The 24,352-nt window shown below is 39.7% G+C and carries 20 protein-coding genes; 1 reads left to right on the top strand and 19 read right to left on the bottom strand.

All coding sequences use genetic code 11. The features are described 5' to 3' along the window. Position 1: 1 nt before the first annotated feature. The 6 genes from DWX28_RS01495 to DWX28_RS19325 all read right to left on the bottom strand — a co-directional run bounded on the left by DWX28_RS01495 (position 2) and on the right by DWX28_RS19325 (position 9,159). Positions 2-997: a hypothetical protein gene (locus tag DWX28_RS01495; RefSeq protein WP_022214861.1), complete on the bottom strand. Its 996-nt coding sequence runs from the start codon at positions 995-997 to the stop codon at positions 2-4. Continuing rightward, complete coding sequence (locus DWX28_RS01490; RefSeq protein ID WP_022214862.1) at positions 984-2,576, bottom strand: MBOAT family O-acyltransferase; 1,593 nt, start codon at positions 2,574-2,576, stop codon at positions 984-986. Before DWX28_RS01490 ends, DWX28_RS01495 begins: the two co-directional genes overlap by 14 nt. 245 nt (positions 2,577-2,821) lie before the next feature. After that, the gene (gene thrC, locus DWX28_RS01485; RefSeq protein WP_022214863.1) at positions 2,822-4,312 is read right to left on the bottom strand and encodes a threonine synthase; all 1,491 of its coding nucleotides are present in this window, start codon (positions 4,310-4,312) and stop codon (positions 2,822-2,824) included. A gap of 139 nt (positions 4,313-4,451) precedes the next feature. Next, a complete protein-coding gene (locus tag DWX28_RS01480; RefSeq protein WP_118251458.1) occupies positions 4,452-5,318 on the bottom strand; it encodes a cell wall hydrolase in 867 nt (288 codons plus the stop codon). A gap of 234 nt (positions 5,319-5,552) precedes the next feature. Then, on the bottom strand, positions 5,553-6,782 hold the full coding sequence (locus DWX28_RS01475; RefSeq protein ID WP_118251457.1) for an ABC transporter permease: 1,230 nt from the start codon (positions 6,780-6,782) through the stop codon (positions 5,553-5,555). A 10-nt stretch (positions 6,783-6,792) separates the two neighbouring features. Next, on the bottom strand, positions 6,793-9,159 hold the full coding sequence (locus DWX28_RS19325) for an HlyD family secretion protein (protein ID WP_158565267.1): 2,367 nt from the start codon (positions 9,157-9,159) through the stop codon (positions 6,793-6,795). Between the two features lie 296 nt (positions 9,160-9,455). Here DWX28_RS19325 and DWX28_RS01465 point away from each other — a divergent pair, with 296 nt between their 5' ends. Then, positions 9,456-10,049 (top strand): cytidylate kinase-like family protein, encoded by a 594-nt coding sequence (locus tag DWX28_RS01465; protein ID WP_118251456.1) that lies wholly within the window; start codon positions 9,456-9,458, stop codon positions 10,047-10,049. 35 nt (positions 10,050-10,084) lie between these two features. On the opposite strand, the gene DWX28_RS01460 is transcribed toward DWX28_RS01465, so the two are convergent. The 13 genes from DWX28_RS01460 to DWX28_RS01400 all read right to left on the bottom strand — a co-directional run bounded on the left by DWX28_RS01460 (position 10,085) and on the right by DWX28_RS01400 (position 24,340). Beyond that, positions 10,085-11,176 carry a DUF362 domain-containing protein gene (locus tag DWX28_RS01460; RefSeq protein WP_118251455.1) on the bottom strand — a complete coding sequence of 364 codons (1,092 nt, stop codon included), beginning with the start codon at positions 11,174-11,176 and terminating at the stop codon, positions 10,085-10,087. A 183-nt stretch (positions 11,177-11,359) separates the two neighbouring features. Continuing rightward, the gene (locus tag DWX28_RS01455) at positions 11,360-12,406 is read right to left on the bottom strand and encodes a Fic family protein (protein WP_118251454.1); all 1,047 of its coding nucleotides are present in this window, start codon (positions 12,404-12,406) and stop codon (positions 11,360-11,362) included. A gap of 267 nt (positions 12,407-12,673) precedes the next feature. Further along, complete coding sequence (locus DWX28_RS01450; RefSeq protein ID WP_118251453.1) at positions 12,674-13,135, bottom strand: hypothetical protein; 462 nt, start codon at positions 13,133-13,135, stop codon at positions 12,674-12,676. Next, positions 13,135-13,593: a DUF3990 domain-containing protein gene (locus tag DWX28_RS01445; RefSeq protein WP_118251452.1), complete on the bottom strand. Its 459-nt coding sequence runs from the start codon at positions 13,591-13,593 to the stop codon at positions 13,135-13,137. Before DWX28_RS01445 ends, DWX28_RS01450 begins: the two co-directional genes overlap by 1 nt. A gap of 59 nt (positions 13,594-13,652) precedes the next feature. Continuing rightward, entirely contained in the window at positions 13,653-14,843 is a 1,191-nt protein-coding gene (locus tag DWX28_RS01440) for an AbiH family protein (protein ID WP_118251451.1), read from the bottom strand. Positions 14,844-14,866: 23 nt separating this feature from the next. Further along, a complete protein-coding gene (locus DWX28_RS01435; RefSeq protein ID WP_118251450.1) occupies positions 14,867-15,676 on the bottom strand; it encodes a hypothetical protein in 810 nt (269 codons plus the stop codon). Between the two features lie 103 nt (positions 15,677-15,779). Next, entirely contained in the window at positions 15,780-18,737 is a 2,958-nt protein-coding gene (locus tag DWX28_RS01430; RefSeq protein ID WP_118251449.1) for a type I restriction endonuclease subunit R, EcoR124 family, read from the bottom strand. 3 nt (positions 18,738-18,740) lie between these two features. After that, positions 18,741-20,045, bottom strand: a complete 1,305-nt coding sequence (locus DWX28_RS01425) for a restriction endonuclease subunit S (RefSeq protein WP_118251448.1) — start codon at positions 20,043-20,045, stop codon at positions 18,741-18,743. A gap of 1 nt (position 20,046) precedes the next feature. After that, positions 20,047-21,642: a type I restriction-modification system subunit M gene (locus tag DWX28_RS01420; protein WP_118251447.1), complete on the bottom strand. Its 1,596-nt coding sequence runs from the start codon at positions 21,640-21,642 to the stop codon at positions 20,047-20,049. A 1-nt stretch (position 21,643) separates the two neighbouring features. Then, positions 21,644-22,168, bottom strand: coding sequence for a hypothetical protein (locus DWX28_RS01415; protein WP_147342069.1), 525 nt, complete (start codon positions 22,166-22,168; stop codon positions 21,644-21,646). Between the two features lie 157 nt (positions 22,169-22,325). Next, the gene (locus tag DWX28_RS01410; protein ID WP_118251445.1) at positions 22,326-23,135 is read right to left on the bottom strand and encodes a hypothetical protein; all 810 of its coding nucleotides are present in this window, start codon (positions 23,133-23,135) and stop codon (positions 22,326-22,328) included. A 9-nt stretch (positions 23,136-23,144) separates the two neighbouring features. Then, the gene (locus tag DWX28_RS01405; RefSeq protein WP_022214875.1) at positions 23,145-23,966 is read right to left on the bottom strand and encodes an ImmA/IrrE family metallo-endopeptidase; all 822 of its coding nucleotides are present in this window, start codon (positions 23,964-23,966) and stop codon (positions 23,145-23,147) included. A gap of 8 nt (positions 23,967-23,974) precedes the next feature. Next, positions 23,975-24,340, bottom strand: coding sequence for a helix-turn-helix domain-containing protein (locus DWX28_RS01400; RefSeq protein ID WP_022214876.1), 366 nt, complete (start codon positions 24,338-24,340; stop codon positions 23,975-23,977). Positions 24,341-24,352: the final 12 nt, after the last annotated feature.

The raw sequence follows: 24,352 nt of genomic DNA, 5'->3' as shown, positions 1-24,352 counted from the left end.
TTCAGCTCCCCGCCTTTACTTTCTTTTTTGCCTGTTTTTCTGCATTTTGCGCCGCCTCCCGGTACTGTATCAGAGATTCATTCCAGGATCTGTATGTACTTTCACTTTTTCTGCTCTTTAGATGATACTCTTTTTTCAGGTATCTGCCAAGATAATCTGATACTTTTACAGCCCCAAGTATGTTCAGATGATCACCTTTATCAAGGCTGTCCTCCGACCAGTTTATACCCAGTTCTTTAATTTTCAGGTTCAGATCCAGATATTTAAGTCCGTTTTCTCTCGCATATGCTTCCATGGTATTATGTTTCCGGAAAGAGTAGTTCTTCGGAGACGGCGCACTGTACAGAAAGAGCTGAATATTATTTTTTCTGCACAGGCTGACGATCTGATCCATCATAAATCTTGTAATGCGGGACATCCGTTCCGTTTTGGCGGTTTTTTTCATATAAGATCCACCTGTATAGGCTTCCACAACATCTCTGAGAACAAATCCTTTATAAAACGTCTGACTCCTTTTGTCTTCTCCTGTCACCCATGCTTTCCAGGAATTATGAAGACGGAATACAGGGAAATAATAAAGCATCGTCTGTACCAGAGTCTCTTTGATACCACGCACTGCGCTCTGCGATCGGAATATCATATTTGTCTCGATCGCGACAACTTTGGGTTTCTGGGTTTTGAGTGCTTTTTTGAGCATGTAGTAGCTCTCCTGTATTTTCTGACCGGTCTGCCCGCCTACATAGGAAGGAATGCCTTCCTTGTCCCAGATTTCCATTGGAGAAACGGTTGTATAGCTCTCACTGTCTCCGATCACAAGAACATCGATCGTGTCTGCCGGTTCATTTTCCAGCTCAACCATACTCTTGTTTCTGTTCTGTACCAGATCTGTATTTGTCCGTGCCAGAGCAGACATCACCGCAGAAGCTGCCATCAGAAGGCACAAAAGAATCGCACAGAAAACCACCGGCCTTACTATTTTTTTCCTAAAATCCTGCATAGATCAAATCTACCTGCTGATAACCGGTGCCATATGCTCCAAACAGAATTACTGCAAAAATAAGTACATAGTACAAAAGCCACCGTGACGGAACTTTCATCTGCTGCAGTTTTGACCAGTTCAGCATTTCCCTTTCTTTCAGAATATCATAAACAGTGACCACAAGGATGCCCACGACAGTAATTCCAAGGTCAGGTACAGACAGACCTAAACGAAGCAGACTTCCATCCCAGAGTCTGTGCAATTCAAATCCATGAAAAATACTTCCAAACATATGCAGACCCGCTCTCAGTCCATTTGCCCGGAAAAACATCTCTCCTGTAAAAATGATCACCCAGGTTTTTAATATCTGCGGAACTCTCCAGTACAGTGCCTTTTCGTTCAGGTTAAACTTCTTAAGGATTCCTTCCCTGACAGGTGCCACCGCTTCTCCTGCAAGCAGGATCACAAAATAATACATTCCATAAAAAATATAATTCCACTGTGCTCCATGCCACAGACCGTTACTGAGCCAGACCGGAAACAGCGTCAGGGCAAAAATGCCCATCTTTGTAAGATATTTTCCTGCATGTTCTCTTCCAAAATGATTCCATTTTTTTACGATCCCGGAGACAGAAACCGGATAAAACACATAGGCTTTGAGCCATGCGCCCAGAGTAATGTGCCATCTTCTCCAGAATTCCGAAGCATTTCCAGAAAAAAATGGCTGACGGAAGTTTTCGGGCAAAGCCACACCAAACAGATTTCCGCTTCCGATCACAATATCCATGCAGCCGGAAAACTCCATATAAAGCTGCAGCGTATAGGAAACTGCCCCGACCAGGATCATCACGCCATGGTAATTCTGATAATGTTCAAAGATCATCTGTACGATCATATAGAGTCTGTCTGCAACTACGATCTTCTTGAACATTCCCCATACAATACGTATGGCTCCCTGTGCAAGATTTTCCATGCGTACTGGTGCACATTCCCAGAGTGCATCAGCAGTCTCATTCCACGTACCGATCGGTCCCTCCATGATCTGCGGAAAAAATCCAAGAAACAATGCTATTTTTGCCCAGTTTTTCTCCGCATGGATCCTGCCCCAGTACACATCTGCCATGTATCCGACAGCTTCCAGTGTGTAAAAAGAGATTCCGATCGGAATCAGCAGTGTCTGCGGCTGAAGGAAGACTGATCTTCCTGACATTTCAAGGATATGATTTATATTTGTCACAAAGAAATTACAATATTTCAGATATCCAAGAATCCCCAAAAGGAGCAGGATCCCTGCGATCAGCGTTCTTTTTTCTCTGGACTTATACTGCTTCTTTATGAAAGTACGGGGCTCTCTGGCTCCCTGTTCTTTTGCCTTCTTTTTTCCCTCAGCTTTCAGATGATCCATATGACATCCGATTCCATAGATCAATGTCGTTACTCCGATCAGGTAAACGACAAGCCAGCGGCTGAAAGACCAGAAAAAGACGTATCCTGCCAGTATCAGGACCGCACGCCGGATTTTCCTGGGAGTCAATGCATAAACAAGTACAACAAAAGGAAGAAAGCAGAACAGGTAGATTCCCTGATGATATGCCATATTAGTTATCCTCCATATTTAAAATCGCAAAAGTTCAGTATGTCATGTTTCTAACTTTCACCTGCCCTTACGTGTCATATTTTTACACAGTCTCTTTAACATTTCCTGAATCATTTCTTAAAGTTTCTTAATTTTCCATCTTTCCCCATAAAAAAATATCCTGCACAGACCACACTGCTCAATAAAACAGAGGATCTGTCAGGATATCTTTTATTATTACTTCGTTATTTGATTATAGTTTATTCTCAGTGGATTCCAAGGATGTCCTTAACTGCTGCCGGCATATCCGGTGCATCTACAACTCTGTCATGAAGGACAGGTGCTGTACGGATCTCCTCTACTGCTCTCGGGATCTTGACACCGGAGATCTTGGTCAGCTCATCTGCCAGTGCGAAGTCATCCAGTCCCTCTCCCTTGTTGGAGATTGCAGCCATAACACTTCTTGTGAATTTGTACGGGCTTGCTGTGGATGCGATCACAGTCGGAAGAGTGTCATCTGTGTCTTTGACATATTTCTTGTAAACGCCTGCTGCAACTGCTGTATGCGGATCGATCACATAGTCTGCCTTCTCAAATGTCTCATGAATCGCTTCTTTGGTCTCTGCTTCGCTGCAGTAGTTTCCGTAGAAGTCAGCAAGTCCTGCTTTCATTTCGTCTGTGATCGTGTATTCACCACCCTGACTTAATGCCTGCATCAGTTCTGCACATTTCTCTGCATTCTCTCCTGTGAGACGGTAGATCAGACGCTCCAGGTTACTGGAGATCAGGATATCCATGGATGGAGAAGTTGTAAGGATAAAATCTCTCTTTCTGTCGTAAGTTCCTGTACGGAAGAAATCAAACAGGACTTTGTTTTCATTGGAAGCACAGATCAGTTTGTGGATCGGAAGTCCCATCTGTTTTGCATAGAATGCAGCAAGGATGTTTCCGAAGTTTCCGGTAGGAACAACAACATTGATCTCATCTCCTGCCTTGATGGCACCTTTCTTGACCAGTTTCGCATAAGCATATACATAATATACGATCTGCGGTACCAGACGGCCGATGTTGATGGAGTTTGCGGAGGAGAACTGGAAGCCTGCCTCATTAAGCTCTGCGGCAAGTTCCTTATCGTTGAACATCTTCTTGACTGCGGTCTGTGCGTCGTCGAAGTTTCCTGTGATACCTACAACGGCTGTGTTGGCACCCTTCTGAGTTACCATCTGCTTCTCCTGGATCGGGCTTACACCGTGCTTCGGATAGAATACGATAATCCTTGTTCCCGGAACATCTGCAAAACCAGCCAGTGCAGCCTTACCGGTATCTCCGGAAGTTGCAGTCAGGATCACGATGTCGTTCTTGACCTGGTTCTTTCTCGCTGCTGTTGTCATAAGATGTGGAAGAATGGACAGTGCCATATCCTTGAAAGCGATGGTAGAACCGTGGAACAGTTCCAGATAGTAAGCTCCATCTGCCTCATGAAGCGGTGCGATCTCTGTGGTGTCGAATTTCTCATCGTATGCATTTGCAATACAGTTCTTCAGCTCTTCTTCTGTAAAATCTGTAAGAAAACGGCTCATAACTTCATAGGCTGTTTCCTGATATGTCATCTGAGCAAGTTTCTCTACAGGAACATCCAGTTTCGGAATAGAAGTAGGTACGAACAAACCTCCGTCTTCGGAAAGTCCTTTCAAAATAGCCATAGACGCTGTTACTGTCTCGCCTTTGCCTCTGGTGCTCTTATATAATACCTGCATGTATCCTTCCTGCCTTTCTTTGGTTCTTTTTTGATTTTTGTCATAGTATACCACGGTAACGTGTAAAATTCCATAGTAAAATTCAAAAAGCTCCGAAAGATTCTCATTCTCTCGGAGCTGTATACGTTGTCCCTGTATTCTAGTGTGCTGCAAGCACCTCATCCGGATATGTATAAAATTCATGTACACCGTGCTTGAACAGCTTCTTGAGGTTCTTGTCAAACCAGGAGATATTGTCCCTGGCCGCGGCTGATTTCTGGATAAAGAACAGCGCACCCTGGGAATAATCCGTTCCCTCAAGGACCTGTCTGACGGCATCCTTCGTCTCCTGTGAAACAGTGACTTCTGAAATCCGTCCGTCCTCGACCGGCGAAAACTGAGCTACGCCATTATCATACTCCCAGATGACATCTGTGACATTATCTGGAAATTCACTGTATTTCACACGATTCATGATCACATTGGCAACCATGACCCTGCCCTTGATATCCTCTGTTCCTGCTTCTGCCTCCACGATCTGCAGAAGGTTCTGATAATCCTCATCGGACATCATCTTCGCAGAAGATACGACCTTGGAATCAAAATCGTCGATGGTCATTGCCATGGATTCACTGACATTCATCTCAACTGCCTGGCTGGTGATCTTCTGTACGCGCTGGCCTACGATCACGTCCTCGCAGGAAGTTCCGATACGGTTGATCGTCATTCCCGCAGAAGGAGTCCCACTCACGCCGGAAGCCACACCTGCGATCCCTGATGGCAGATCATAATTCGCACCTTCATAAATACTGCTTCCTGTGCTGTCTGCTGCCGCATAGACTCTGTTCTGCTTATTAAGGCTGTCCGCGATCTTAAGACCGCCGGATACGGTCAGTACGGTAGCGGCACATACGCTCAGTGAAACAAAGGCTCTCAATGAGGCTGGCAGTCTCTTCCTGTTGTTCGTCTTATTCTTACCCTTAACGGGCTCCGGGTTCTGATTCTCTGATAATTCTGATTTCTTCATACTCTTATAATCCTTGCAATTTCATTATGTCTTCTTTTCTGAAATTATTTTTTCTGTAATATTTTCGTAATTTATAAGAAAATTATATTTAATAATCGTGCTCCTGTCAAGTATTTTTTCTTGATAGGGCTTTGGAAGACTTGGTTGTTATGGATCGATCTGCAGATATCATTATTATAAGAGTATTCTCTGCGAGGGTCAACAATTTTCGTTCGACACGATTTTTATCGCTGTTTAACCTGAATAGCGAAGTGCGTCGATCGGCTTTTTTCTGGCTGCTTTGTTGGCCGGGTACAGGCCGAAGATGATACCGATCAGACCTGTAAATGCTACGGAGACACATACCACACGCATATCCATCGTAAACTGCATGGACGGGGTAAAAATCCCCACAAGCTTCAGGATCACCCACGAAAGTCCGATTCCGGCGAAGCAGCCCATGATACTGACGATCAGCGCTTCCAGAAGAAACTGCATCATGATCGTTCTCTTGCAGGCCCCGATCGCTTTTCGGATTCCGATCTCCCTGGTACGCTCTGTCACGGAGACCAGCATAATGTTCATGATCCCGATGCCGCCGACCAGAAGGGAGATTGCTGCGATACCACCGATCATCAGTGCCATCGTGCTGTTGACACTTTCCATCGTATCCATGATCTCCGACTGATCTGAGATAGAAAAAGCATCCTCATCGTATTCAAACCGCTCCATAAGGAGCTCTGTCAGGGCATTTTCGGCTTCATCCAGAGTCTCCTCGCTGGTCGCAGAAGCACAGAACTGTGTCACATTCAGGATATTATCTGCAAGGCGTGTCATGGTAGAAAACGGAATGTATCCTTCAAGGACCACGGAACTGCCGGAATCCTCGTCGTCAGAACTGCTGCTCATCATATTTGTTCCCTTTGTAAGTGAAGAGGAACTGTCCTCCGTCAGCACTCCGATAACCAGGAAGCTTTTGCCGTTGAGAGAAATCTTTTCGCCTTCGACATCTGCCCTTCCCAGAAGCTCTACCGCTGTATCGTAAGTGAGGGCCACGACATTGGTGTTGTTTTCCACATCAGCGTTTTTGATGAAACGTCCGTATTGTATCTCCATCTTCTGGATGTCCAGATATCTGCCCGTTGTTCCGATCAGGGTCATGGATTCGCTTGTGTAGCCGCTTTTTGCTGTCACGCTGGTTCTTGCCATCGGTGCGGCCGCATCCACTTCATCCGGCTCGGCAAAACCGGAAATCTCACTTAATTTGAGTGGATTTTCCTTGTCATCGCTGATCGTAACGGTCAGGTAGCTGGAGCCCATCCCGGAGATCTCATCGGTGACAGAGGTTGTCGCGCCGTCCGCAATGGACACCAGGACCACCAATGCAACCACACCGATCATGATCCCAAGCATTGTCAGGAAAGCACGGAGCTTATTTGCGGAAACTGCATGCCATGCCATCTTAAAAGACTGCAGAAGTCTCATTTTCCGTCACCTACTTTCCCGGTCCGCCCTGACCGCCTCCGCCGCCAGGACCTCCACTCATATCACCACCGCCGTTTCCGTCCATCTGCGGCATACCGCCGCCATCCATGCCGCCTCCGCTCATATCCGGCATCTGCATGTCTGGCATATCTGTACTGCTGCCGGAAGAACTGCTCTCTGAACGGAGATAATACACCGTCGTACCCTCTTCCAGTCCGTCTGTGATCTCAACGGTACTTCCATCAGAAAGCCCCGTCGTCACTTCTGTCTCGCCGAAAAGATTTCCATCGTCATCTTTTGGAATTGTGATCGTGATCGTATATTTGGCAACTCCGCCGCTGACGCTTGCTGTGTTTCCGATCTTTGTCACTTCGCCTTCAAATTCCTGATCCTCGATCGCGTCAAAAGTCACGACCGCTTTCTGACCGAGTTCTACAGAGTTGATATCGAGTTCATCCACACTTACCGAAAGAAGTCTGTTCTCGTACGGTGAGATCGTAAAAGCTGTGACATCGGTGCTGTACTGGCTGGCGGAATCTACAGCGTCCTCCGTGCTGTCTTCTTTGGATGTGGAAGTGCTGTCTGCTGTGCCTGCAGTTCCACTGGCACTTGCACCTGTGCTTCCGGTGCTTTGACCCGCCTGTGCACTCTGGCTGTTACTGTTTCCTGCTGCGGCTGAATTTTGTGTAGTGCTGCTGTTTTCGTTATTCTGTGTGTTGCCTGTTGTATCCTGCTGTTCATTTGACTGCTGTTCATTCGATGAACTCTGTGATGTACTTTCATCTGTTACAGTCGAATCTGATTCCTGTCCGGAATTACCATTATCGCCGATCTGGTCACCTGAATTATTGTTTTCCGCTGCAGTTTCCGGAAATACCATCTGAAATTCCAGTGTTTTTCCATTATCAGAGATCTGCACACTGGATACTGTTCCTGTCTCAATCCCCTGAATGCTTGCTGTGGTAAAGCAATAGCCCTCTGCTGCCGAAAGAACGACCAATGCCTTATATCCTGTCCCTGCTGCAAAGACACTGTCAGCCGGGTTCCAGGTGATCACTCCCGAATAGATACCGCCTGAAGCAGAAATGTCTGTCACTGGTGTCTGACCGGTCACCGGCGCCGGAATCACTGCAAGAGAGCCTGTCGAGTTTCCACTTCCCACTATGGAAAAAGCAATCTGCTGATCCTGTACGGTATCCTGCGTGTCATCGGAATTATTTTCTGTTTCCTCCACAATGACCGGTGTTGTCCCGTCATCAAAAGAGAGCTGTGTAAAGGTAAGATCCGAAAGATCCTGCCCTGTATATGCCATCTGTGATGCATTTCCCGCACCGCTGGTGGTACTGCTCTGCGCAGAAGATTCTGAGGAAGTCGTTCCGCTTGCTGCCACATTTACGTCCTGTACGATTCCATCCTGCTCTGCAATGATCTGCGGCGATCTGGCAAGCTGTGCAAGTTTCTGTAGTGTTTCTGTCCTTGCTTTACGGACAAGCAGCAGTTTTTCATATTCCGCACTGCTCTCCGTCCCTTCCAGGACCAGAAGCTCATCATCTGCACTGACGGATTCATTTTCGGTCACAGATACCGAAGATACGGTTCCTCCTGCCGCTGTGACTTCAAATGGCTGATGAATATAAAGTGTACCACTTCCAAGCACATTTCCGTTACTGTCAGATACACTCACCTCATCACCCAGAGTCGTTCCATTATCTGTGACGGTAATGATCGTACTGCCACTTTCCTGTGTATCTACAGTTCCTGTAACTACGGTTCCGTCGGATAAAGTTACCGAAACGCTGTCTCCTGCCGCTACAGAATCTGTTTTTTCGATAGATACTGCCATATATCCGTCCAGTGACAGCTCTATCAATGTTCCTTTTTCTGTTATGATATCTGCAACATCCGATCCTTCTTCAACATAGATCGCCTTCACTCTGCCTGACACCGAACTTACAACTGCATTTGCATCCTCGTCTTCCTGGCAGGTGCGGATTTTCTCATCCAGCTCCTCCAGTTCGCTCTGGATCTCATCCATTGCAGTCTGTACGGATGCGCTGTCAACGTTTGCCAGAACCGTTTCCGCCGAAACGTAGTCTCCGCTTTCAACCAGAACGTCTCCGATCGTCAATCCTGATGGGATCGACACCGCCTCTGCATCATCCAGCTCCAGATTTCCGGTTCCTGTGATCGTATTTGAGATATTTTCTTTTTTTACTTCTGCTGTCTGTACCTTGCTGACTTCTGTGGCTGCTGCCACCGGCCGTCTCACTTTCCTGTAGACTACCGCTCCTGACGTTCCTGCCACTGCTACGACAACGATCAGACTTATTATTTTTTTCTTTTTGGATTTTTTCACTTTTCTTCCCTTATGAAACATCTTTACCCTCCAAGCCGTCCGTGTGATCGGATCTCCTGTTCTCTGTCTCTGGGATATACTTTAGCAAAAAGGTGTGTTCACTTATTGTGCGATCTGTGAAAGCCCGATGAATTAAACTTAAATGAACCTTAAAATTCATTTTTTCTATCTGATTTATTTAATTTATACAAATAATTTTCAATTTATTTTTGGTATATTATAGATATTTTCTAACTATTATGTTATAATATTCACAAGAAAAAATTGAAAGTTACTGCGAACGGAGTGAACAGTAACCCTCGAAAGGAGGATGCTATATGAGTAAACGTATTATCACAATCAATCGAATGTATGGAAGCGGTGGACGTGCGATCGGCAAGGCTCTCGCAGAAGAACTTGAAATCGGTTTTTATGATAAAGAACTGATCGAGATCGCAGCCAGGGACAAGAATATTCCTTTCGGCGATCTTGCTGATGTGGATGAGAAACGGCCAGGGGCATGGAGTTTTCCTGTAAATCATGAGATTCAGATAAGCCAGGATTACCGGGCAATTCCGATGAATGATGTTCTGTTTGAACTCCAGCGCGATATCATCCTTTCCCTTTCGGACAAGGAAGACTGCGTGATCGTAGGAAGATGTGCCAACCATATCCTCCAGGATCGTACTTTAAGCGTATTCATCTACGCACCGTTTGAGACCCGTGTCAAAAATGTCATGGAGCGCCTCGACCGTGAAGAAAAGAGTGCCCGCAAACTGGTCAAGAGAATGGACAAAGAACGTAGATCCTATTACGAATTCTTTACCGATGAGAAATGGCTGGATATGGGACAGTATGATCTGTGTATCGACAGCAGTAAATTTACTACGGAAGAGATCGTGAAGATCCTGAAAGAAGCTTATGAAAGATAAAGGTGGGGGAATGTATCTGCATTCCCCCACCTGTTTTATTTCGAGATGTATTCTTTTAGAAATTCATAGATCTGGTTTTCGGTCGGCGGGCAGCCTTCTGCATGATGCTTGAAGTTTCTGGTGCAGTGTCCGACTCCGAGTTCTCCATTTTTGCCTCTGTATCCCTGTCCGATACAGATTTTTTCGTGCAGTTTTTCGAGAAGCCCTTCCTGTTTGAGCATGTCCAGTGCCGGGATAAGGTATCCGTAGCAGGCACTGCAGGAATCTACTTCCTCGACAGCATCAGCTACTTCTACAACTTTGCGGCGTTCCGGGATGTTCTGCTGAACATTTTCACCCAGTACGCGGATGTCCGCTTTGGAAATGTCAGAGCAGCCAACGCCAAGTTCTCCGGCAAGTTTTACATATGGAACATCAGAAACCTTGTAGTGGAGCTGCTGACAGACATAAGCATCTACGAGCACCGGATCCATTGCTGTCCAGATGCGGTTCATCACAACCGGATTTCCACCATCCTCAAAATCCAGATCACCGCAGATATTGTCGACTACAATAAAATCCTGATGAATGCCTGTATTTAAGTGTGCGATCGGTTTATGCAGTCCCATGGAATGGAAATGGCGTTTCTCTGTGTTTGGGATCAGTCCCTTCATATTCTTGAGGGCACAGGTGATCTTGGTCTGGCAGTGTCCCTTCATGACCGGTACATTGATCAGGAAATCAACATCCTTTACACTGTTGCAGATCCTGAGTTCCAGGCCACTGCAGTCCTTTGTGAAGCTTTTGTCCTTCTGTGTGTCGTGGAATTCCACATCATAGTCATCGCAGATCTGCTGATAACCGCATACCTCAAATACATCTGAAGTACGGTCCCCTACCCAGGAACCCTCGAGGATCATCATCCTGTGGAAGCCATGCTCCTTCAGGTATTCTAGTATACCGGCAATGATCTCGGTATGTGTTGTGGCGCCATTGGATGGGTCAGATGCAGATACCATGTTTGGCTTGATACCAACCATCTTATCCTTATCGCCGATCAGCTCCGCAAGATTGCTCTCCTCCAGAAGTTCTTTGGTGATTTTCTTGTATTCCGTGCCAGTTTTTATGAAAATTTGGTTTTTGTTCATGAATGGCCCTCCTGTTTGTGTAGTTCTGTATATTTCTCTTTTTACAGGATAACGCATTTTGGGGAAATGTGCCAGTTAATTATTTTAAGAGGAGGAGTAGTTTTTCTTTTATGTTGCTGCAGTTATTTTTTAATTTCATCATCATCCATTTTAATTTAGTCATTTTGGCCTATTATGACCAAATTAAGTTAGTCTAAAGTAACATGTGTTTTTTCCTTTTCCCTCTTTTTTCAGTTCACCTGCAGCAACCAGTTTTCTTAAAGCTCCCTCAATAGAACTGTCACTGAGTGTAGGACACAATTCACGAATATCCTGTTTATTAAAACGTCCGATCTTATTTTGGCTTGCTCTGCGTACCATCTCAAGTGCAGGAAGTTTCGTTTCAACCAGGCTCATTCTGTCTTCAAAATCCTTATAGGCAGCAAGGATCGTTCCAAGGAGATATTTAATAAATGGCACTACATCTTCTGTTCCTTCGCGCCAGCCTGTCTGCGATGCAGCAAGCGCAGAATAGTACAAATCCTTATTCTTTGCAATCTTCGCTTCCAATGAAACATACTTTCCAACATAAAATCCATTTCTATATAAAAGCAATGTTGTAAGAAGACGGCTCATTCTGCCATTTCCATCATTAAAAGGATGTATACACAAAAAATCATGAATGAAAACAGGAATAGCAATCAATGGTTCCAACTCCATATTTCCTATGACTCGATTATATTCTTCACAAATCCTGTCAAGTGCCTCCGGCGTTTCATATGGTGCAAGTGGTGTAAAAAGGACTTCAACATGACCATCTGGATAAGTCGCACTGATATAATTCTGCACATTCTTTGTCTGTCCTGCGATCGGATTATTCATATGGCTATACAGTATCTTATGAAGCTGCAGAATATAATTCCTTGTGATGGGAATGGCATCAAAACTATCATGTATAATATTCAAGACGTCACGATATCCGGCAATTTCCTGCTCGTCACGATTTTTCGGCGTAGTTTTTTCTTCGACAAGCTGTCGGATCCTCGTACTGGTTGTAACAATTCCCTCAATTGCATTAGATGCCTCCGTACTTTGTATTTTGGCAATCTCCACTAACTTTTCAAGTTCCTCCGGACGCTGCTTCAGATATAATTCCTGTTTTCCAGCTTCTTTATAAATCGCAGCAACCAGCCCCAAGACTTCTGAATCCCATTTTTGCTCCTTGATCGCTGAATAATTAAAGTCTCGCATTCCCTTACCCCTCCTTCCTTTCCCTTAAATAATAGTATAAAATAAGGGAATATTCAATAATTTAAGCGAATATTCCCTTATTATTCTACCCCAATTACGAGAATGATATGCACGAGTAAACTCGCATAGATGATTTCCACTTCCGGACATCTGATTTCCAAATTTCCGGAAGTGCGATCTCATCGCACAAGAATATCCATCCTGCTCCCCTTATCTTCAACTCGTGACAATTTGTCACAGTTTATTACCTTCATTTTATCATTTTTCTTAAAGCATTTTATTTTCTTTGTACGATTCGAATATATATGAAGGATTTTCATAATATACACTGCTGTTATAATCATCGATCTTAGCGCTGATAAACGAATTGTAAACTTTAATTAATGCATCAATAATACTTATATTTTCGTACTCTGCTACCTGTTTTATAAGACGCTTATATACTTTTCCGATATCCCAATGAGATGGAATGGAATATTTACATTCTCCAACATTGTCAAATGTACCAATACCTATCTGTGCTTCTTCTATAAAGTCACCACTTACTCGATCAATGTTATCACAATGATAAACATCTGCAAGATCATATATCTTTTCCAACCGTTCTTTGCCCAGCTGATTCACGATATATGCACGGATATTCTTAGTCTTTCTTGCAATATAATCAATCAAACTACAGATAAAAAACAAATCGTTATCCTTCTGTGTTTCTCTTCCGATTCCAATCATTAAAGCACCTCACAATCTCGATATTTTAAGCATTTCAGCGCTGCCTCTGTACAGAATACAATTTGATGTGTCGGATATTTGAATTTAGCAAGAACCCAGAATTGTTCTCGTGTGATCACACCATCTATATAATCTGAAATAAAGTTATAAATCTGATCATCAGCCATAGCACCGATGACAATGTCATAGTCATGTTCCTGTCCGCTTCGGCATGAAATAATAAAATCAAGCCACTCTTCTGTCATTTCCTTAAATTCTTTTATCTTCAGATTGGAATTCAAGCGTACATTATAAATCGAAACTACCTTAGTGTCGTAACGTCTCGCCCATCTTTGCGCCTGTTCTTTAATAATGGTACAGTAAAATCCTGTTCCAAAATCTTTTGTGTTGCGTCCTTTTCGTATTTCCGGTTTTTCTACCGGCTGATAGCCACCGTGATATACTGTCATCATTGCCATTCACAAATTACCTCATCAACAATTCAATTTCGTCATCATCCATTTTAATTTAGTTAACATCAAAAAATCATTTCATTTTCCACAGAAACTTTTATTGGAGAATCTAATTGGATAAATTTTATTCTATTAGATCCCGTTTGTTCAATCACAAACTCTTTTCCAAACATATTAACTAAGCTAATCACTAATTGTTCATATGCATATTGATTATGATAATAAATTGTAATTTCAGAGACATATTTACCATAAAAAAACTCTTTTAATATCTCCTTGTCTGTCATACCAAGAGAGTGTCCCATTATAAACACCTTAATCGGGGCATCTTCTACAGATCTACGTATTTGTGGTATCCATGCTTTATAAAATGCACCTGTTCGTTTCTGAATTCTTTGAAAGAATTTTTGAAAATATATATAATCCCAATTTTCAAATGCATCATCTCTTACTCCCAATACCATATCATCTTGTTGAAGAGAGCCATGAACTTGATGATGCTGATTTATGTTTCTATTTCCATATATACTCTTATATGTATATGTATAATTAAAGCTAAGCAAATTTACATCCAATAACTGTTCAATTTGAGGACAACGTACCATTGGTTTTATGTTGCATACAAATTCTGTCATATAAATTCTGAAAGCTTTTATTAGTCCATCTAATTCATTTTTTAACACATTCAATAATTCTGTTTTTGAATTCCCATAAACTAGATTTTCTATATCTCGTTTAGAAACTATTCTTACATTTAAGCTAAATGACTGTACATTTGTAATCATAAACTTTATAATCTGAGCTTTATTAGATGGCAACGGTTGCAACAACATCTTTCCCTCACACGAAAAAATATCTTTTGTAAAAAAATCCTCTATCGTAATAAGTACCTTTTCTATCTCTGCCTCAAAATCAATCCAACTATCAGATGAATAGCCACTTTCTACAAAGTATTTTATCCAAACATTTTTCAAAATAATATCATTCAATTCTTCTAAATTTCGACTATTTAAATTAGCAGCATGATTTGCAAAATCTTGTAATGCCCTTTGTGTCAACCTTCCATTTTCACCTAAGCTTACACTGAATGTTTCTCTCTCAACTTCATTTTCTGTTTCTTCTATTTTGATGTTATTCCTATATAACGTCCAAAACTCTGCCCAGTTTTCAACTACAACCAAAAAATCTGTATATCTTGTTGGCAATTTATGATACAAATCAAATCCATTGCCAATTATTAACACATCATTATTCATAATACCTTCCTATCTTTCTACCTTTAAATGACCGAATATTGTATATCATTACTCTCGGCATAGTCAATTACTTCTTTTCTCATCTCCACTGTACACTTTCTACCTATAATTATTCTTGAAATACTCAATTCAAAATCTGTATATGATTTCGCAATTCCTTTATATGCTTTGCGTTCTTTTATATTATATTGAATCTGACCACCATTAAACTCAGCCAAATCATATGGACAATACAGCATCCTTACTTCTTTTTCTTTCGTGGAATCTAATTTTGCAGTTTCATTATACGGATTTTTCACTACCCATGGAATAATCGACAATTCAAAACTCTTTCTTTTCAATGCATTTATAATCATTTTCGTAAAATCAAGTGTATTTTTTTCGCAATACTCTACAGGATATAACTGATCATAATTTCCAACATTATATACTACGCAAATACCATTGCCTTCTGACGCATACGCATCCCACATATACTCTTCATATGTATATGTAAGCGAAAAAACATCATACATTTCTGTAAGATAATTAATGATTAACTCTATATATCCTTTTTTATACCCTGTTTCATTAACAATTTTCTTTATTCTATAATCAATCTGAAATTCTGTCTCATCATTTAAAGTTTTATAAAAAGAAAACCATATTTTTCCTTCTTTTAATGTCTTAAGCTTTGTTTCTGCATTTTTTTGAAATGATATAAATTTATAAACTTCATTATTTTTTATAAGCTTCTTTAAATATGCAATTTTATATGGTGTAGCTAAATCTGGTTTATCCCTTAAATTTCCTAATCGTGTTATGTATTCATCATAAAATCCGATTCCGTACATATAGCCTCTCTTTTCAATACAATTTATAGCTTTTGCCAACACTTTATCTACTATTCATTAATCCTTTATATCCAGATTAATGAATAGTAGAATATTAGCATCATCATCTCAACAACGGAAGAATATTTTCCATCAATTCATTTTTGAATTCCTTTACAATAGATTGATTGAATTGCAATTTTGTCATAGGATGCTCAGTGCTTACCTTATACTCAGAGTATTGAGCTGCCTTTTTCAGATTTGTTTTGTTAGCAATAATTCCATTTTGGAAATGTTGCACATGATACCAGACCTCTTCCGGACTAATAAACCATTTCTTTGCGAAAGCAAATATTTCTTTATTAATTGCTTCATATCTCCTACGGTTAATAATTGCTGAAATATCCTGTCTAAAATATTTACGGCTGTCATTTTCTATTTCCTCAACAATTATACTCAACAGATTTCCCATTTTCTGATTGGACTGTGAAAATTCATTGACCATTTCACGAATTTCTTTTATTTTATCCTGAAAATCTGACTGTTTTTGGTTATTTGTTTCAGGATGTAGAGAATCTACAAATCCCTGTAAAAGTTCAACAAGATATTCAAAATCAATCTTTATTTTGTGGTATGCAATCAAATCATAATCATTCACAACCGGTCCATCACTAGTAGATGGATCTCTTTCCGATTGAAACTCCTCTACTACATTTCTATACATAGCTGCATAATCTTCATACTCCTCTTCTGAAAACTCATAGCTATTCAATATATCCTCAGAGTATCTGGAAAATGCTTTTAGATGAGCAAAGTCATGATCCAATGTACGGAATAAATGCACAAAAGATTGTTTTTGTTTTTTGGATAATGAACTAACATCGGAAGGTCTTTCTGCCAAAGCATGAATAGCATTTACAGATATTTTAAAATCCTGACTGACCTTTTCCCAGTCTTCTGAAAGGGCTACATCTGCACCGTCTTTTTCAAGAGAATAGAGTCTCAAAGCATAATCAATTGCAGATTTAAAGTCATTTGGTGACTGAAAAGTCACAATCTGTCCATACTGTTTTGTATCATCCAGAAGTCTGTTGGTTCTTGAGAATGCCTGTATAATATTTTGAGGTTTCATTGGTTGCTTGTCTATAAACAAAACCGATAATTGCGGAGCATCAAACCCTGTCAGCAATCGCTCTACTACAATAACCAAATCAAGCTGCTGACTTCTTTCCAGATATTTTTTCTCTTTTCGTGCCAGTCGATTATTCAAATTTTTATTATAAGTAGCAATCTCTTCAATTTTATAATAAGTTCCAAACATATCTCCATAATCCTTGAGAGATTCCTGCATTTCAATCTGATTAACTTCAGACCCCTCTTTATTTTCAGACAGAGAATATGTAATGGCAAATTTAGGAAAATCCGGCAATGCCTGATGAATTTTATCAGAAATTTTCAATTCATCATTTCCTTCTTTTATGCGTTTCAATAACTTATAGTATTTTTGAGCAATTGGAATAGATTTAACTGTTAAAATTCCCTCAAAAGTTCTACCCTTTCCTTTTTGAAGTCCAAATTTAGAGGCCGAGCGATTAAGAATAATATCCAATACCTGTCTCATATGAGTTTCACTTTCGAATACTGCTGAATCCTCAACGTTTTCTTTTGGTCCGAGATTCTCAACCATAAATCCAAGTACAGCTTCATCATGAATAGCTTCTTTGATTGTGTAACTATGAAGACATTCACCGTATAGCTGTTTCGTAGTCTGTGGAAGATCTCCTTTTTTCTCATAAGGATTTTCATCCGTTATAGGCGTTCCAGTGAAACCATACCATAAAGAACGACTGAAAAACTCTTCGATTTTCCTTTTCGTGCCAGGGGTTACTGCCCTGTGACATTCATCCACAACAAAAGCAATACGAAGATTTCTTATTTTCTGATAAGCCCTATCGCCTTCTTTTAAGCGTCTTTTTATCATGATTTGCAGTTTTTGTATAGTAGTAACAATCATCTGACGATTTCCATCAGTAAGCCGATTTATTAATGCATTAACATTATCGGTATCGTCAACATCGATTGTATCATTATCTGCGTATGACTGAAACGCCATTTTTGTTTGTGTATCTAAGTCTTTTCTATCAATCAGAAAAATCGTCTTTTCTATAGCCGGAATATCCATCAAAAGATTTCGTGTTGCTTTATAAGAAGTCATAGTCTTTCCTGATCCGGTTGTGTGCCAGATATATCCAGATTTTCCTTCTTGTGAAGCAGCACGCATAGCTTCTATGGCATGAATCTGATATGGACGAAGTAGTAACAATCTTCTGACCTCATTATCCAGTACGGTATACTGAGCAACCATCTTGTGAGCCTGAGGTATATGTAGTACAGAATCTGCAAACTCTATATAATTACAAACGGGATTATTCTTTTTATCCAACCAGCCACTAATAAATTTCTTATTTAATTCCGTATCTCTGGCTGCTGAAAAATATTTGGTGTCTACCACATTGCTTACCACAAACATCTGTATATTAGAAAAAATACCGTGGAATTTTCCTTCAGATATATATTTTTTGATTTGACGGTATCCATCCATATAGGAATGATTTTTGTTTTTCAGCTCTATGTGAATCACAGGAATACCATTTATAAGCAGAGTAACATCAAATCTTCGATTACGAATATCCTCATCCTCACCAGTTGCAAAAGCCTGATATTGATTAATTACTTCATATACGCTTGTACCACCACATATATGCTCATTGTTCATTACCAACAAATGCAGCATTTCATTCCCACGTTGTATATGCACATATACTTTTCCGTTTTCACCAACAAGCCACTTTCCTGCTTCATAAAAAGAAGCATGGGAAATGTCATTTTTTATCTTGGCAAATTCTGATTCTGATAATGGAACATCATTTAACTTGGCTTTATTATTCTGCTCTAATATATATTTGAAGTTATTCCAGAGTTGTTCCTCTGTTTTTATATCTGCTCGATAAGTCCATTGTGATTTATCGTGACATAATTTATCAATCAGACTTTTCTCAATAGCGGATTCTAATTCTGCCATAGTTTATCCTTTCTGCGGAAACATATTCTGCAACATGTATTTTTTTAGTTCCTTGAGTTCGATATATTTACGCTGGTGAAGAGTAATAAGGTGGTCAAAGTTGGAGAAATACTTGCCCAATTTAGCTTGTTCCTCTCTTTTTGGGGGCAATATCACTTCTAATCCTTCTACACCTTTTTTGGTTAACTGTGGTTGTGCACTTCCAAAGCTCATGAAGGAAATTTGTGACTGTCCTTTATCAGATTTCATAAAATGATATAAATATTCTGTTTCTGCCTCTTTTTTGTTTCTTAAAATAAGCATTCCAGAATTAATTCTTGCATATGGTATAAAGCTTGAAATTTCGGCATTATACCAAGCTATATGACCGAGTGAACCTCTGGATGTAACAACAATATCATCTTCTTCCAGCTTGCCATTGCCCATGCTATTAGATTTTTCTTCGCTGATAAACTGATTATCCTGAAATAAAAAACCATCATTAGTCACATTGGATGCATTTAAAAAAAGTGTATGCCCGCTAATATCAAAATCATCACTTGTCGGATAATTTTTCCCACGATCTCCATCTAAAACCTCCACCAAATCAAGCAACTTACGCTGTTCCCAATCTCCAGTATATTCTTTAAATCTTATTTCTGGAACTTTCTTTCCATTCTGCGGAAACATTTTTTGGAGCATATATTTTTTCTGAAGCTTAATGTCGTTACACTTTTGCTGGTGAAGAGTAATGAGGTGGTCAAGGTTACAGAAATAGTTTCCTATCTTAGCTTGCTCTTCCTCCGATTTAGGATAGATAATATCTGTATCTTGCATAGCAGATTTTGAAATTGATGTAACTTTTATCCCCTGCATCAAAGGTAGCAACTGATTGTGATATGTACTTGAATTTAAATAATATCCTAAATATCCAGGAGCAAATTTTTCTAATGGCCTATATGGAATAGTATGCAATCCAGATAACACAACATCATTGCTTAATCCTGCTATTTCACTGCATTTTCCAACAGTTGTATCCTCTGCTGTATCAGCTACAATCACGTCTCCATTCTGCAAAAATGAAGCCTTATATTTCATCAAAACACTTTCGTCCTGAATCATTGGAAGCTGCTCTTGTCTTACATCTAAAACTTCTCCAAATTTGATAAGCACATCACCATAATGTATATTTTTTGCAACGCCTGATTCGTTCGATAAATCGGCTCTGGAAAGTGTATTGTTCTGCAAGCTAACCAGTGCATCTCCCAACTTACGATGTTCCCAATCATCAGTGAACCCCTTAAATCTTATCTTTGGTATACTTGACATTTCAGACCTCCTCTAAAATTCGAATAAATTCAGAGATAGCATCTTTAGTATCTTCAGTGCTGCATTCTAAATCCCTGAGCATATTCAGCAGAGAAGCATTTTCTTCTTTAATTGCTTTATCAGTCTCGCGAATACGTCGAGTCAGATCTTTCATATCAATTTCCGGTTCTTCTTCCATGGTATCCACATATCGTGGAATATTTAAGTTGAAATCATTGGATACTATATCATCATAAGAAGCCAGATATGCTTCCTTTTCCACCGGCTTTCTATTTTTATATAGTTCCAGAACTCGGTCAATATGTTCTTCCTGCATAATATTCTGTTTTTTCTCTTTTACATACAGTTTCGATGCATCAATAAATAGCACATCTCTTCCATCTCTATGCTTCTTCAATACTACGATACAGGTTGGAATAGAAGTATTATAAAACATATTTGATGGAAGCCCGATTACAGCATAAATAGAACCATTTTCTAACAGTTTTTGTCTGATTGCACCCTCTGATGCTCCCCTGAATAATACTCCATGCGGAAGAACAATCGCCATCGTCCCCGTCTGTTTAAGATGATAGAAGCCATGCAAAAGGAAGGCATAATCAGCTTTTGACTTAGGCGCAAGTTTACCACCATAATCCATAAATCTTTCATCCTGCTTAAATCCTTCCGCTGCAGACCATTTTGCAGAATATGGTGGATTCATTGTAACCACATCAAATTCTGTTTCTTCATCATGCGGCCAGTCTGCATCTAATGTATCTCCATTTCTTAAATGCTGATGTTCCGGATGCACTCTATGTAAAAACATATTCATTCTCGCTAGATTGTAAGTAGAAGGCATTAATTCCTGACCATAATACTGAATATAATCTGGTTCATTTGAATAATGCTTGCAGCTCAACATTAAAGAACCAGATCCCATACAAGGATCATATACCAGAAGTCCCTTCTTATTTTCCTGACCGATCATTGCTATTCTGCATAAAAGCTGCGCAGGACCATGAGGTGTGTAGAACTCTCCTGCTTTTTTTCCTGTTTCTGATGCAAACTGCCCAATTAAATATTCATAAGCATTTCCCAAGACATCGCCCTCTGCATGAATAAGATCTGCATTAGCCAACACCTTAATTAAGTCGGATATAGTATCGCTCTGTTTCTGTTCTCCAGTACCAAGGCGTGTAGAATATAAGTCTACATCTGCAAACAATCCATTAAACAACTCATCTGATTCGTGAATACGATTAAATGCTGCCTGCAACTTTTCACGGCTAAAGCGATTCTCTTTTGCAGCATTAAGCATAGTAACATATGTCATATCCGGATCTAAGGTATAATGCAGAGAATTTTTTAATTCATTTAATAATTCTTTTTTTTCGTCACTATGGAAAGCTTCTTCATATGCTGCTTGGGCTTCGTCCAAATCAGCTGGAACTTTGTCATTCAGTAAATCATATGCTGTCGCCAAATAATCATCTGATAAATATTTATAGAATACTAAGCCAAGCAGATATGTTTTATACTCATTTGCATCCATTTTCCCTCTAAGTACATCTGCCCCATCCCATAAAATCTGTAATAAGTCTTTTCCCTCTGTCATTTTAGTCCTCCTCAATTTTCTTTATAACTGTAAATACCATAGATTCCATATTCTCTGCCTGCTGCAACATTAAATCTTTTTGAATAATTGCTTTTTTATAAAGACTTCCAATCAGCCGCTGGCGTTGCATATCCATTAATGGAATTTTCAGTTTCCCTACAATCTGGACATTCAGTTTTTTTACACTAAGTGTATTCCCCTGATGGAAACGATAAATCTGTTCTTCTATTTCTTTTCCTATATTAAATTGGTAACAAAAGTACCATGGATCCAGGATATTAGTATCAAAGAAGCATCTTAAAAAGTTTGAAGTTATACATTTTTCTTTTGTCTCTTTAGATAACGGTGCTGCCTTAGATTTCATAAGATTAATAATGCATTCATCTGGTCTATCCAATGTAGTGATACTATGTAAATCTTTTTCAAAATTATCCGGCGTATAAATATCTGTAATCCGCGGATCTATACGTGTTCTATTTTTTCCCAACGTAAATTGAATGACATCTTCTAAAGATATGAGCATCATTCGTCCTCCCAAACAAGTACTTTAATTAAATTACACTTATATATTATACTTCAAAATCCCGCTTGTCAATATGTACTTTAAGTAAATTACGCTTGTATTCTTAAATTTTACATAACAAAAGGATCACGTATATCTACCATGATCCTTCTCATTCTCTCTATATATATTTCAAATTTCCAGTTCGCATTTCATCAATCTTTCCGGCAAATATCTCATCAAACACCTGCTCACACGGTACTTTACACATACGTTTTTCTTTTGATGTATCCTGGATTCTGAATGTAGTTTGATTTTTCCCCAGACAACAGCTCATATATGATTTAATGTATGGTTCTGCATCTTCCCTGCTGAAATGAATCTCCTTCTGAAGTCTTACAAAAGAGAATAAAACACTAATACAGTTAGCTCCTCCCATCGCAACAATTCCATTTCGGGCATTTTTATCATCTGAGCAGAATACATAAACTCGTTGTCCAAATTTCATATTTAAAGCCTGTAGTAATACATATGATTTTAACTCGCCAAGATTCTTCCCTGCTCCAATAGTCTCACAATCTAAGGTTAATTTTTCAAGAAATTCCGTTCTGCCTACATATAAGGCATTTATCTTAGACATTTCTGTGAAATTTTCTTCAAAGTATCCATCCTTATAAGCATCACAGGCGGTTTTCAGCATATCAACATACATTACTAATGCTAAATCTCCATAAATAGCTGTCAATTCATCCAGAATCATTTCATCATTATAAAGATATATCAATTTACTCTTAACCTTACCCTTAAACCATTCCAATGGTCCAACAGTATTATGACGCAAAAGTTCAACACTTACCTGCTCATGACAATAAAAAGTATAATTTGGCATTACCATAATCTTATCAATCAGCTTATTTTGGTCATCTTTACGTATGAGATGCATCTTGGAGATAAAATCTGTGTCAAGCAAAGCATATTTTTCATTTGCCATACCTTCACCTTATCTTTCCTTTCGAAATTCTCTGCTGATTTTTTCCAAGTATGCTCTGTCTGACTTTTCTCTGGTATTGACAAGCAGATCATGTTCTGAATTGAACTTTAAATTTTCGAGCAGACTTCCATAATAAATCAGATCATTACTATCTTTTTGCCATCGCTCTGCTTTACCTGTCAATTTTATTCTATCAGTGATGTATTTTGAATCTGCTTTCAGTAATTCCCTAGCCTTTTTTTCTTCAATTATTCCACTCTCAACCAATCGCAAAATAACTGCTTTATACGGAAGTGCAAAAATATCCATCAAAATAATTACACCATCAACGTCCAGTTTTTCTTTTGAAAGCCCAAACATTTTGAACTGTTCTATCACGCTTGCATCTGGCATTAGCAACAGACCGGCAAACGCATTTGCCTCCAGATCTTCTTGCGAAGTTGCCTCTTCGTCTGCCGTTCTTGAATCTAATAAAGAACCACCTGTAATTGTGTTAGTATTAATATCTTCTGCATAACAATGAATATGATACAGTTCATGTGCCATTGCAAAAATCTGTTTACACACAGGCAGATCGGAATTCACACAAAGAAAAATAGTTCCTTTTTTTATGAATGTAAAAGCCCAAAGTTCATCATCTTTAAATGGATATCTGAGTATTTCCAGGGATAATTCCCGTTTTCTTGCATAATTGGAGGCAATTCCAAATATTGAGTCTCTTATTATCGTATTTCCGCAATAATTAGCCGCAAATGCTTTTGCTGTTTCATTGGTTCTTTCAAATTGCATGTTCTGCTTTTTGTATAAGCTTTCGTCAATAATATCGCCCATTAGAAATCTCATACCTCCATCATTTCTGTGCCATTTTCCCTTACTCTGCTGTGGAATAGAATCATATCCGAAAGTTTATCTGCAATCTGCAGAGCATTTTTTGCCTGTTCAGATTCAACTTTTCCCATAAATACATGTATAACATCTGTGTCTGGAATATGTGCTGGAATCTTGGTCAGCTCTTCCATTTTAACACCCAAAAAATCTGAAATTTGTTTCAGCTCTATCGCATTGATCATACGTGCTCCGTTAAGCATTTTACTAATTGTCTGCTTATTGGTCTGCAACGCTTCTGCAAGGTCAACCTGCTTTTTATTCTGCTTTTTAAGAATTGTGAGGATGTTTCTGGCAATTATCATATTAATATCGTTCATCCTGCGACCCTC

The organism is Blautia sp. AF19-10LB (assembly GCF_003461245.1).
Taxonomy (GTDB): domain Bacteria; phylum Bacillota; class Clostridia; order Lachnospirales; family Lachnospiraceae; genus Blautia_A; species Blautia_A intestinihominis.
Note: the sequence above shows the minus strand (reverse complement) of the source record. Positions and strands in the feature narration are given on the sequence as shown.

Excerpts from the sequence above, each read along its gene's own strand:
- DWX28_RS01420 (WP_118251447.1), bottom strand. The coding sequence starts at position 21,642 with ATGACAGAGGGAAAAGACTTATTACAGATTTTATGGGATGGGGCAGAT.
- DWX28_RS01430 (WP_118251449.1), bottom strand. The coding sequence starts at position 18,737 with ATGGCAGAATTAGAATCCGCTATTGAGAAAAGTCTGATTGATAAATTA.
- DWX28_RS01440 (WP_118251451.1), bottom strand. The coding sequence starts at position 14,843 with ATGAATAATGATGTGTTAATAATTGGCAATGGATTTGATTTGTATCAT.
- DWX28_RS01445 (WP_118251452.1), bottom strand. The coding sequence starts at position 13,593 with ATGGCAATGATGACAGTATATCACGGTGGCTATCAGCCGGTAGAAAAA.
- DWX28_RS01425 (WP_118251448.1), bottom strand. The coding sequence starts at position 20,045 with ATGTCAAGTATACCAAAGATAAGATTTAAGGGGTTCACTGATGATTGG.
- DWX28_RS01465 (WP_118251456.1), top strand. The coding sequence starts at position 9,456 with ATGAGTAAACGTATTATCACAATCAATCGAATGTATGGAAGCGGTGGA.
- DWX28_RS01435 (WP_118251450.1), bottom strand. The coding sequence starts at position 15,676 with ATGTACGGAATCGGATTTTATGATGAATACATAACACGATTAGGAAAT.
- DWX28_RS01450 (WP_118251453.1), bottom strand. The coding sequence starts at position 13,135 with ATGATTGGAATCGGAAGAGAAACACAGAAGGATAACGATTTGTTTTTT.
- DWX28_RS01490 (WP_022214862.1), bottom strand. The coding sequence starts at position 2,576 with ATGGCATATCATCAGGGAATCTACCTGTTCTGCTTTCTTCCTTTTGTT.
- DWX28_RS01455 (WP_118251454.1), bottom strand. The coding sequence starts at position 12,406 with ATGCGAGACTTTAATTATTCAGCGATCAAGGAGCAAAAATGGGATTCA.
- DWX28_RS01475 (WP_118251457.1), bottom strand. The coding sequence starts at position 6,782 with ATGAGACTTCTGCAGTCTTTTAAGATGGCATGGCATGCAGTTTCCGCA.
- DWX28_RS01460 (WP_118251455.1), bottom strand. The coding sequence starts at position 11,176 with ATGAACAAAAACCAAATTTTCATAAAAACTGGCACGGAATACAAGAAA.
- DWX28_RS01495 (WP_022214861.1), bottom strand. The coding sequence starts at position 997 with ATGCAGGATTTTAGGAAAAAAATAGTAAGGCCGGTGGTTTTCTGTGCG.
- DWX28_RS01400 (WP_022214876.1), bottom strand. The coding sequence starts at position 24,340 with ATGAACGATATTAATATGATAATTGCCAGAAACATCCTCACAATTCTT.
- DWX28_RS01480 (WP_118251458.1), bottom strand. The coding sequence starts at position 5,318 with ATGAAGAAATCAGAATTATCAGAGAATCAGAACCCGGAGCCCGTTAAG.
- DWX28_RS19325 (WP_158565267.1), bottom strand. The coding sequence starts at position 9,159 with ATGTTTCATAAGGGAAGAAAAGTGAAAAAATCCAAAAAGAAAAAAATA.
- DWX28_RS01405 (WP_022214875.1), bottom strand. The coding sequence starts at position 23,966 with ATGGGCGATATTATTGACGAAAGCTTATACAAAAAGCAGAACATGCAA.
- DWX28_RS01410 (WP_118251445.1), bottom strand. The coding sequence starts at position 23,135 with ATGGCAAATGAAAAATATGCTTTGCTTGACACAGATTTTATCTCCAAG.
- thrC (WP_022214863.1), bottom strand. The coding sequence starts at position 4,312 with ATGCAGGTATTATATAAGAGCACCAGAGGCAAAGGCGAGACAGTAACA.
- DWX28_RS01415 (WP_147342069.1), bottom strand. The coding sequence starts at position 22,168 with ATGATGCTCATATCTTTAGAAGATGTCATTCAATTTACGTTGGGAAAA.